A 9741-nucleotide genomic window follows, 5' to 3' on the forward strand; every position below is an offset into this window, starting at 1 on the left:
AATAAAATCCCTCCTTGTGCTTTCTTAGGCATTGCGCTCCACGACATCGTCGTAGAAGCGGTCAATCTGTTTCTTGTAATCGTCAAGCATCTCAAGATGATCGTTCGGAACATCGTACTTGATGGAAATGATCTTGTCAAAAATCGAGTCCTCTTTCAGCACAGACATCGGCATTCCCATAGAGATCAGGGAGCGGGATTTCTTGTAGAGATAGAGAATGACATCCATCATCTTGAACTGTTTTTCCATCGGAACGCAGGTGTCGTCCTTGTGGAAGGCGTTCTGCTGGAGGAAACCGACACGGATGACTTTGGCGATCTCAAGGATCAGTTTCTGATCGTCCGGCAGAACGTCGGCACCGATCAGCTTGACGATCTCCATCAGACTGCTCTCCTGAGACAGCAGGTAGACGATCTGGTTGCGGTAGTCGACGAAGCGCTTGTCGACATGCTCGGTGTACCACGGCGCAAGGTCGATCAGGTACTCGGAGTAACTTGTCAGCCAGGAGATTGCCGGGAAGTGTCTCGCGTAGGCGAGATTCTTGTCCAGTCCCCAGAAGCAGCGGACGAAACGCTTTGTGTTCTGCGTTACCGGCTCAGAGAAGTCACCGCCCTGCGGGGAGACAGCGCCGATGATCGTCACACTTCCCTCGGTTCCGTTTAAGTTCTGCATCATGCCGGCGCGCTCGTAGAATGCGGAAAGGCGGGATGCAAGATAAGCCGGGAAACCTTCCTCGGCAGGCATCTCCTCGAGTCGGCCGGAGAGCTCACGCAGAGCCTCTGCCCATCGAGAGGTCGAGTCAGCCATGATTGCAACGTGGTAGCCCATATCGCGGTAGTACTCTGCAAGAGTCAGACCGGAGTAAAGGCTTGCCTCACGCGCAGCAACAGGCATATTTGAAGTGTTTGCGATCAGCGTTGTGCGGTCCATCAGCGGATTGCCGGTCTTCGGGTCAACTAGGTGGGAGAACTCCTCAAGAACCTGAGTCATCTCGTTTCCACGCTCTCCACATCCAATATAAATGATGATGTTTGCATCTGACCACTTTGCGATCTGGTGCTGAGTCATCGTCTTTCCGGTTCCGAATCCACCCGGGATTGCGGCAGTACCGCCCTTTGCGAGCGGGAACATCGTGTCGAGGATACGCTGACCGGTGACAAGGGGCTGCGTTGCCGGGAAACGCTTTGAGGTCGGACGGGCAACTCGGATCGGCCATTTCTGAGTCATCGTGAGTTTCTCCTCGGTTCCATCAGCAAATTGAAGTGTCACGAGCGGATCGCTGATCGTATAGTCGCCATCCGGAACCACGTCAAGAATAAATCCCTCTTTGTCCGGCGGTACCATGACTTTGTGGACGATTGCCGGAGTCTCCGGAACCTCAGCGATGATCGTTCCGCCGAAGACGCGGTCCCCTTTCTTGACGGTCATATGGGTCCTCCATTTCTTTTCCGTGTCAAGAGAAGAGACATGGACACCGCGGTTGATATAGGCACCGCCGGTCTTTGCGATCTCGCTCAATGGTCGCTCAATTCCGTCGAAGATATTTGTCAGGATGCCAGGGGCAAGGGTGACAGACACTGGAGCTCCGGTTCCGGTTACGATCTCGCCCGGGCGGATACCGGTCGTCTCCTCGTAAACCTGAATGATCGTGTCATCGGATTTCAGACCGATGACCTCGCCGACGAGGTTGTCCTTGCCGACATAGACCATCTCATTCATTGTGAAGCCCGGATCTCCTTTCAGATGGATGATCGGGCCGTTGATTCCGTAAATAACACCTGTTTTACTCATCTGCGCTGTCTCCTTCCTCAAGGCTTAAATCAAAATGGAAGTTTTCTCTTGCCTCCTCAAGCCGGGTCTGAAAAGAGTTGTCAATCAGGATATGGCGTGTCGGAATGACTGCGCGTGTGCCACCACCGAAAGAGAATTCGCTGATCTTGATCTGTGCGTGTCCATAATGAAGAGAAAGCCGTTTCTGTTTGTCCTCATCAACCGGATCAAGGTAGATCGTGATCGGGTCATCAGCGGCAAATTCGACGGCATTTGCAATCTGTTTTTCCAAAAGTTTCAAATATTCCGGGGTCTCGAGGAAGTTGGCAAGCTGGTCTCTCAGTTCCACAAACAATTTGTCTTTCAATTCTTCCTGCTTCTGACCGAGCGCACGCCGGATATCGATCTGCTCCACAGCGAGCTTCTTATTGATCTCTCTTTCGATTTTTTCGGTCTCCTGTTCGATCTGCATGGCGGAACGGCGCTTTGCGTCAGCCTGATGCTGTTTAAAGGTCTCCTCGAGAGCATTCATATATTCGTCCAGCATCCGGTTGCTTCGGGTTCTGGCATCTTCCATACAGGTATCAAGAAAATGCTGTAATTTTTCCTCGGTTGTCAAGACGGTCACCTGCTTTCTATATTCTATATTATAGCGATTTTATAATGTTATCTTTACGCTATCTGTAATTTTGAAGGAATGTTATAACTTTAATCCGATCGCTTCGTTCACATAGGAAGTGATAAAGTCCGGCTTGCGACCGGTTCCGTGGCGGTCCGGAATCTCCACAAACAGCGGGTGTCTGTGGTTGAGTTTGACTTCATTGACCAGATCTGGATAATCTCTGCCGAATTTCTCAGTCAGAAGAACGATTCCGATTTCACGGTCGGTCAGAACCTTATCGAGTGCTTCCTTGAGCTCGTTTTTTTTGTGAACGACAACGCCTTCGACACCTGCCAGGCGCATTCCTGTCCAGGTGTCGATGTTGTCGCTGATTAAATACATTTTCATAGAATTAAAGTTTGCCCAGGATCATGAAGGAAATGATCAGTCCATACAGGCAGACACCTTCGGCAAGACCTACGAAGATGAGGGATTTACCAAGAATTGAGCTGTCCTCGCTGATTGCGCCAAGAGCGGCAGATGCAGCTGCGGAAACGGCGATACCACCACCGATGCAGGCAAGACCGGTAGAAAGTGCTGCTGCGAGGTAACCAAAACCTGCGACGCTTGATACAGCCGTTGCAGTTTCTTCTGCGAATGCCTGACCGGAGAACATCATTGCGCCTGCTACGACGAGAGTTCCCATGAACAGGAAGACATTGACAGCGAGAGCGGTCTTATAGCGTCCCTTTGTCTTCTCTCCAACTGCGAAAGCTCCGAACGGAATGGCGATGCTTAAAATAAGTGCTACGGCTAAAGTGATTTTTGCTAATAAGGTCATGACTGTTTTCTCCTTTATATAAATTGAATGTTGAGAGTGAAAACTTTGCTTTTTATAGCTTACTTATAATAACTTGTAGTGGTTATAACGGCGACAAAAGGCGAGAAGGTCAATGCAAACCCGTGTTTGCATGACTTCTTTCGCCGTTGGAGCCGTGCTTTGAATTTGGATATCTATCAGGCTTCCTTCGACTTCCCATAAGGCTTGAAGGCGCGTCCCGTTCCACGATAGAAACGGCTGAACAGCTCGTAGTACTCCAGACGAAGCACCTGAATTCCGACGATCAATCCCTCCATTCCGCAGACGAAGAGGTTTCCGAGGATGACGACGATCCAGTTCGGATTTCCACCCGACTCAGCGCCCGCAAGCATCAGAACCACCTCCATCATCGCCGCATGGCTGACTGCGAAAGCGCCGACACGGACGAATGAAAGAGTGTTGGAAAAATAGCTTAAAAGCAATTCAAACATTTCAAAAAATCCCTGTACGAAGAACATGCCCTTCTCATCCGGCATGACTTTTGCTTTTTTCTCCAGAACTGCGGTCAGCGGTTCTTTGAAGAAGATAATCAGCAGAGGGAGGATAAACATAACGAGCAGAATTCCGGTTGCCGGGAGGGTCTGTCCGGTCATGTAAAGGACAATCGTGAGAACCGCAGATCCGTAAAAGACGATACCGGCGATTCCGTTGTTGTCAAAATATGCTTTCTCCGGATCATGGGAGCGCAGGCTGTTGACGATGTTTAAGATCATGGTCAGCAGGATGATTCCCATTCCGAGCGCGATCGCAACGACGAAGACGGTGTTTAAGTTTCCGATAAACGGAAGTTTCGTCATTGCTTCCTTCGGTCTGAGCCAGAGCGGTTCGATGATGTTCTCAAAACCGAAGACGCTTCCGAAGAGGAAACCAAAGATCGTCGAGAAGATTCCACAGCAGGAAATGATCGCGGCGAGGTTCATCTTCTTTGTCCGGTAGAGCACGAAGCCTCCGATCAGAAGGCAGAGTCCCTGACCGACATCTCCGAACATAAATCCGAAGAGGATCGAGTAAGTGATGCCGAGAAGAATCGTAGGATCGATCTCTCCGTAGGACGGAAGTCCGTACATCTGAAGAAACATCTCAAACGGCTTGAAGAGTCCCGGGTTTTTCAGCTTTGTCGGCGGTTTGCTGATCACGTTTTCGTGATCGTCCTCGAGGAAGCAGAAGGTATCAGCATCCTGCTCGATCTCCTTGCAGAATGCGGTTGCATTCTCCTCGGTCATCCATCCACACAGAATGTAGAAGGTGTGATCGTGGTTCGTTGTGCAGGCTGCGAGTTTGCGGACATCAAAGTTCGAGGCATACACAGAGAGGCGATGTTTCGCCGAGGCGAGATCTTCTTTATGGGAATTCAGAATCTCGTTGATCTGCTGTTCGAGACTGCGAAGCTGTTCATCAGTGTCTGCAAGCTGTTTTTCAAGGCTGTGTGTTGCGTCGACCGGTGTGCCCTCGTACTCATCCGGGAGGAAGAAGCGCTCAAAATGCAGGGAAGCATAGATCGCGTCGATCTTCTCGTGAACGGAGTCCGGCACAAAATAGATCAGCCAGACATACTCGGCATCCTCCTGACACTTGTGAACGACGGTGTCGATCGTGTCGTAGGCGTAAGCCATGAATTTTTCGTAATACTCGTGTGTCATGCGTCCGAAACGGAAGCGGACATACTTGAAATTCAGAATATCACGGACTTCATAGTTCAGATCCGCAAACGGAATGATGTTGGAGATCGATGTCTGAATTCTGTCCTGCTCTTTGATCAGAGCATCCCGCTTTGCAGAGAGCTTTTTCAGCTCCTCATCGAGGTGGTGTACAATTCGTACAGCTTCCTCGATTGTGACCTCCTTTTTCGGGGATGCCGGAAGCGGTTCATGAAACGCAGAAGCAAGTTCTACGGCAGTCTGAAGTTCTCCCTTGTATGGGTTACTTTCCACATATGGTCTCAGTCCTGACACCGATTTAAGCTCGGAGAGTGCATTTTCCAGATGGATCTCATATTTGGAGAGATACTGGTCAACGACTCGGTCGATGTCATCCTTGGGACCGGTGATACGCAGAAATTTCATTTTTTCTATCACAGGTAAGACCCCCCTTATTGTTTCTCTACCAGCGCGATAATCTCGCCGGCGTCAAGCCGGTAACGGATGCCCTCGAGCGTGGTGATGATTTTTTGAAGTTCCAGTTCCTTAGAATAGAGATAGGAGTCGAGAATCGCGACGGAGTAGGGATATCTGCGCCCCGCATTTGCGTAGATCTGGTTACAGATCTGATGGTAGAGCGTCTCAATATCCGGTTTTCTGGTGATCTCGCCTTTCTGGAATTTCCAGTAGAACGTCTCGCGCAGGACGGAGAAGAATTCCTCGTTGTCTGCGGATTCCGCGAGATGTCGGATCTGATCCGGTTTCAGCTTGTAGTTGACCGGAATCAGAAGTGCGTAGATGTCGGATGGCAACAGGTGATAGTAATGGCACGCGCGGTAGATCCACTGAATGTTCAGAAGATCGAGACGACATCCGAAGCACTGTTCGAGTGCGTGGCGTTCCTCACGGCTGAGCATCTTGTTTTTGACCTTCCACTGTGTCCGGAAATAAAAGAGATCCAGATTCATCTCAAGATCGAACATCGTGCAGGTTTCTTTTGAAGCCAGCTCAGACAGAAACTCATAGTAAGGGGAACCTTTCAGCCGTGAGAGAAAGTCCTCCAGATTTTCTGACTGTGCAAGTGCAGGCAGATCAATGTTGGAATGTCGATCAAAGAATTCCTGAAACATCGAGAGATCGAGAACGGTCTCCTGATGTCCCATGACGTGCCTGAGAATTCGCTTGATGATATTGATCTCGTAGTGCATGAAGTAGAGATCCAGAAATCTGCGCTGTGGGAGATTGGAAAAGCGGTAAAGTTTTGCAAAGTCCCGGTATTCGGACAGCGTGAGCAGTTGTTCGATGTGACCGCGGTGCAAGTTGGAATCATCTACACCTGCAAAGATTTCCGCATAGGTGGGGAGCTGTTTCAGATAGTCGGCAGCACTGCGGACATCCTCAAGTCCTGCCATCTCGTGAAACTGTTCCTCTGAGAGCAGATGGCTTTGCATGGCTCTTACTTTGGTTGTGATTCCACTGTAAGTCAGAAGGCTCATACCATCACTCCTTTACCAACTGTTCAAACAGTTTTTGGACATACGTCCGATGGTGATTGTCGTAGTTCGTCTGCATCTGCGCAAGAAATGCAGCTGCATCCGATTTTTGCTTTGACAACTTGGAATTCATCTCAATTTCCATCTGATGTTGAAGCTCATGGATTTTTTTTTCTGTCTGTGCATCCAAATTTCGATCAAATTCGGCAGTCTTTTCTTCCATTTCCTTGGCAAATGCCTGCTTGCGTTTATTGGCATCGTCCATGACGGATGAAGCGGTTGCCTCGATTTCCGAAATCTTTTTGATAACCTTATCCATCGCGTTCCTCCTTGTCTGTTTATGTCTGTCCGGAAATTGTTTCAGCTCGGTTCAAAAAGGAGTCCCAGCGATTAAAAATGGGTTCACAATCGAACAGAATAAAAAAATCCGGAGAGAGAAAGAAAAAGATCTATAAGTTTAGACCTATAAATATAATAGGCTCTGACTTAATAGGTCTTTCCTGTATCATCATACACCTTTTGCAAAAAAAAGCCAGAGCAAAAATGCAACAAGAATAAAATCTTAACAAAGTTTTTATGACATTATGCACAAAAAATAGAGGGAGCATGGGAGAATTTTTCATAGAACATATACAGAATTAGAAATAATGGATACAAAAGTGAGTAAAAAGAAACAAGTACGGGAATTGAAATCGGCGGGAAAAATAAAATTGGAACGCAAAAAAACAGGATACAGCAGAAATTTGTGCTGTATCCTGTAAAGAAAATGCCTACTCCGCAGTCAGATATTCTTTGGAGACGTAGCCTTCCTGACCGTTGTAGTTAATCTTCGCCCAGGCGCCGTCATCGCTGTCTCCGATGTATTCAATCGCGGAGCCGGCGGAGAGCTGACCGATCTTGTCGCCGTCCGTGCTGGGGCGGGAGCGCACATTCAGATTGCTTGTGGTGCGGTATATGACTTCCGGAGCTGTCTCAGCGGAATCCGTCTCATCTGTGGAATCTGCGCTGGTGACAGCTTCTGTCGTGATCGGAGCGGTTGTCTTCTTCTTGCCGGTGTCAGAGTTTGGTCGAACAATCTTGATGATAACGAAGAGGAGTGCGATGCAAACGATCGGAATCAGCAGTTTGAGAAGATCTGTCCAGGTGAAGGTGATGCCTTTCTGCTTTCTGCTTCTCTTGGACGACTCGGCACCTGCCGATTCGGTGCTTCGCGCCGGTCGGTTCTGACGGGGGGCAGATTGACGTGCGGGAGCAGGTCGAACACCCTTCTGCGCATTGCGATAGTCGTTGGCAAAGGTGTAGACCTCCTGAGAGAGTTCATGGTATGCCTGGTTGGCGCTGTATGTGTTGTTGTCTCCGTCATGGACAGCTTTGTTGCCGATCATGCGAATCTTGTGGTAGCGCTCGCAGGTAGCTTTGCTGATCCATCGGTTCTTGTACAGGCAGTCGATCATGCTCATCAAATCGCTGTTTGTGCTCACGATGTCAGCGCGCTCCATCTGAAGTCTGACCATAAGCTCGAGAGTCTGACGTGCTGTGATCATCGCAGAATTGTATTCCTTCTGACCAATCAGCCGTTCTACTTCATTTACGCCCTGCTGGATTTTTTCCCAGTTGATATTTGAATTTGTTCCCATAGACCGTCCTCCTTTGTATAAGCAGTACAGCGAGAAAACAGCTGTACATGCAGGATGATATCTTTTTTGATAACCGCAAAGTACTTTTGCGGTTATCTTCATTATACTATAATTTCCGGTCTCATGTACACCTAAAAATCGAGAGATCTGTTTCGGAGATTCCGGGTGAAGAATTATCGCCGTCGCCGTTTCTGCGACGCATAAAATTGTTTTTACAGGATATGAAATGGAAACGGTTTTATTCAGAAATAGTTGATATTTAGCAGGTTATGTGTCGACAATGGTCGGGAAGTCTGCTAGAATGAAGGAACAGCGGTTTGTGCTGTAAATCAGTTTTGGAGGGAGATGTCTGTTAGCGCAAACTTATAAAATGTCATAATTAAGTGTTGACTTTTATAACATGCAAAAGAAGGTGATATAAATAATAAAAACAATCAGAGTAATGCTACTTCCAAATAATAAGCAAAAATCAAAATTGTTTCAATATGCGAATACAGCAAGATTTGCTTATAACTGGGCCTTAGCAAAAGAGCAGGAGAACTCTAAAAGTGACGGTAAATTTCTATCTGATATAGATTTGCGGAAAGAATTTACAAAGATGAAACAAACGCAGGAATACAAGTGGTTAAATGATATTTCTAATAATGTTACAAAACAAGCAATTAAAGATGCCTGCGACGCTTACAAAAAATTTTTTAAAGGATTAGCAAAGTTTCCAAAATTCAAGAGTAAAAAGAAAACAACACCATCTTTTTATCAAGACAATGTAAAAATTCAGTTTTCTGAAATGCATGTAAAAATGGAAGGATTTGCTGTTTCTAAAAAGAAAAATAAACAAAAAATAAATTGGATTCGACTTGCAGAACATGGACGAGTCCCCACGAATTGTAAGTATAGCAATCCTCGTATTAAATTTGATGGGCTGAATTGGTGGATTACGGTTGGAATTGAATATTCTGATTCAGGTGTAACTCCAAACAAAGATGGAGTTGGGATTGATCTTGGAATTAAGGATTTAGCCATTTGTTCAGATGAAAATAAATATAAAAACATCAACAAGACACATGAAGTAAAACAACTTGAAAAGAAGAAACGAAGATTGCAGTGTTCTATTTCAAGAAAATATGAGAAAAATAAGAAAGGAGAAAGTTACTGTAAAACATGCAATATTATAAGAAGTGAAAAGAAACTTTTGAAAATTACTCACCGACTAACGAATATTCGTCAGAACTATTTGCATCAAATAACATCTGAAATTATAAAACGAGAACCAAGTTTTATTTGTATGGAAGATTTGAATGTAAAAGGGATGATGAAAAACAGACATTTATCTAAAGCTGTTCAACAACAAGGATTCTATGAATTTAGAAGACAGATTGAATATAAAGCAACATGGAATCATATTCCAGTAATCATTGCTGATAGATTCTTCCCAAGTTCTAAATTATGTAGTTGCTGTGGAACAATTAAGAAAGATTTGAAGCTGTCAGATCGTATTTATAAATGTGGATGTGGAAATGTAATTGACAGAGATTATCAGGCTGCTTTAAATTTGAAAAGATATGGAGAAAATGTTTAAAAACAATCTGTGGTATAACACATTGAAGTTATCACATATATGTACTGATTCGTTAGTCAGGAATTTACGCCTATGGAGAGTACAAGAACTTGCAAGTAGTATCTGTTTCGGCAGTATGAAAGCATACTCGATGAAGTAGGAATG

The 9741-nt window shown here is 46.2% G+C and carries 9 protein-coding genes; 1 reads left to right on the plus strand and 8 read right to left on the minus strand.

Going from position 1 to position 9741, the window contains the following annotated elements:
• Positions 1–24: 24 nt before the first annotated feature.
• The 8 genes from AC4EVX_RS07395 to AC4EVX_RS07430 form a co-directional block, all read right to left on the minus strand.
• Positions 25–1791 carry a V-type ATP synthase subunit A gene (locus AC4EVX_RS07395; RefSeq protein ID WP_490159888.1) on the minus strand — a complete coding sequence of 589 codons (1767 nt, stop codon included), beginning with the start codon at positions 1789–1791 and terminating at the stop codon, positions 25–27.
• The gene (locus AC4EVX_RS07400; RefSeq protein WP_177976960.1) at positions 1784–2389 is read right to left on the minus strand and encodes an ATPase; all 606 of its coding nucleotides are present in this window, start codon (positions 2387–2389) and stop codon (positions 1784–1786) included. The genes AC4EVX_RS07395 and AC4EVX_RS07400 overlap by 8 nt, the downstream gene beginning before the upstream one ends.
• Positions 2390–2470: 81 nt before the next feature.
• Positions 2471–2779 carry a V-type ATP synthase subunit F gene (locus AC4EVX_RS07405; RefSeq protein ID WP_177976959.1) on the minus strand — a complete coding sequence of 103 codons (309 nt, stop codon included), beginning with the start codon at positions 2777–2779 and terminating at the stop codon, positions 2471–2473.
• A gap of 4 nt (positions 2780–2783) precedes the next feature.
• Entirely contained in the window at positions 2784–3212 is a 429-nt protein-coding gene (locus tag AC4EVX_RS07410; RefSeq protein ID WP_177976958.1) for an ATPase, read from the minus strand.
• A gap of 176 nt (positions 3213–3388) precedes the next feature.
• Positions 3389–5326: a V-type ATPase 116kDa subunit family protein gene (locus AC4EVX_RS07415; protein ID WP_177976957.1), complete on the minus strand. Its 1938-nt coding sequence runs from the start codon at positions 5324–5326 to the stop codon at positions 3389–3391.
• A 14-nt stretch (positions 5327–5340) separates the two neighbouring features.
• Positions 5341–6384 carry a V-type ATPase subunit gene (locus tag AC4EVX_RS07420; protein ID WP_177976956.1) on the minus strand — a complete coding sequence of 348 codons (1044 nt, stop codon included), beginning with the start codon at positions 6382–6384 and terminating at the stop codon, positions 5341–5343.
• A gap of 4 nt (positions 6385–6388) precedes the next feature.
• Positions 6389–6700, minus strand: coding sequence for an ATPase (locus AC4EVX_RS07425; protein WP_177976955.1), 312 nt, complete (start codon positions 6698–6700; stop codon positions 6389–6391).
• A gap of 451 nt (positions 6701–7151) precedes the next feature.
• Positions 7152–8018 (minus strand): SH3 domain-containing protein, encoded by an 867-nt coding sequence (locus tag AC4EVX_RS07430; protein ID WP_177976954.1) that lies wholly within the window; start codon positions 8016–8018, stop codon positions 7152–7154.
• Between the two features lie 424 nt (positions 8019–8442).
• Here AC4EVX_RS07430 and AC4EVX_RS07435 point away from each other — a divergent pair, with 424 nt between their 5' ends.
• Positions 8443–9597: an RNA-guided endonuclease InsQ/TnpB family protein gene (locus AC4EVX_RS07435; RefSeq protein WP_490159892.1), complete on the plus strand. Its 1155-nt coding sequence runs from the start codon at positions 8443–8445 to the stop codon at positions 9595–9597.
• The last annotated feature ends 144 nt before the right edge of the window (positions 9598–9741 follow it).

The sequence above is a fragment of the Brotaphodocola sp. genome, assembly GCF_983179755.1.

Bases quoted from the DNA above. Each gene is read 5' to 3' on its own strand.
- AC4EVX_RS07395 (WP_490159888.1), bottom strand. From the start codon at position 1,791: ATGAGTAAAACAGGTGTTATTTACGGAATCAACGGCCCGATCATCCAT.
- AC4EVX_RS07405 (WP_177976959.1), bottom strand. From the start codon at position 2,779: ATGAAAATGTATTTAATCAGCGACAACATCGACACCTGGACAGGAATG.
- AC4EVX_RS07410 (WP_177976958.1), bottom strand. From the start codon at position 3,212: ATGACCTTATTAGCAAAAATCACTTTAGCCGTAGCACTTATTTTAAGC.
- AC4EVX_RS07420 (WP_177976956.1), bottom strand. From the start codon at position 6,384: ATGAGCCTTCTGACTTACAGTGGAATCACAACCAAAGTAAGAGCCATG.
- AC4EVX_RS07425 (WP_177976955.1), bottom strand. From the start codon at position 6,700: ATGGATAAGGTTATCAAAAAGATTTCGGAAATCGAGGCAACCGCTTCA.
- AC4EVX_RS07430 (WP_177976954.1), bottom strand. From the start codon at position 8,018: ATGGGAACAAATTCAAATATCAACTGGGAAAAAATCCAGCAGGGCGTA.